The organism is Arthrobacter sp. Y3223164 (assembly GCF_059091005.1).
Window position 1 is genome coordinate 1 of the sequence record NZ_JBNHGF010000726.1, and the last position, 730, is coordinate 730.

At 71.9% G+C, this 730-nt stretch carries 1 protein-coding gene; it reads right to left on the reverse strand.

Features of this window, described 5'->3' with window-relative positions; all coding sequences use genetic code 11:
* Positions 1 to 81: 81 nt before the first annotated feature.
* A partial coding sequence (locus tag AC5RUJ_RS17640) for an HD domain-containing protein (protein ID WP_494156430.1) occupies positions 82 to 730 on the reverse strand: 649 nt, incomplete at its 5' end.

Here is a 730-nt window from a genome sequence, read left to right on the forward strand (position 1 = left end):
CTGCGCGCGCGGCGAGGGCGGGCGGGGCGGACGACGCCGGCGCTCCCCCAGGTGCAGGGGTGGTGGTGCCGGGGGTGGTGGTCATCGGATGACTCCTGTCTTCAGCAGGGCCCTGGAACGTTCCAGGTCGGCCGTTCCCATGGCAAGGGCGGCCTCGGTGATCAGTTCCGGAATGATTTCGGCGCCGAGCCGGTCGGTGTAGACGGCCGGCGTCATGCCGAACCAGGAGGCGGCCACCGCGATGCCGGCGTGGTCGAACCGCCACAGCCGGTCGGCGTCCCGGACCAGGGCGTCCTCCAGCGAGTACGGCACATGGCGGGTGTCATGGCCGTCGATGATCTCGCAGACGCGGTCGACGAACTCCTCCGAATACCCGAGGCCGGGCAGCACCGTGCGTGCCACCTTGCAGCCCTCGGCCTCGTGCTCGAAGCGGATGGCCGCCTTGCGCCAGTCGCCGGTGAACCCCTCGGAGAGGATCCGTTCCTCGTCCACGTGCGCCCAGCCGGTGTCGTGCAGCAGGACGGCTACCCGGACCAGTTCCGCGTCGGCTTGCGGGTACGCCCGGCACAGCCGCTCGGCGAAGGCCAGCGAAATCGGCAGGTGGATGTCGTTGGCGCGGGTGCGTGTCTCCGGCACCACGGCCTGCCAGATCGGGTCCAGGTCGGCGGCGGCCGCCGGGGTGGTGGCGATGGGCGTGGTGTCGATGTCGCCCGTGGCCGGCAGCGGCCGC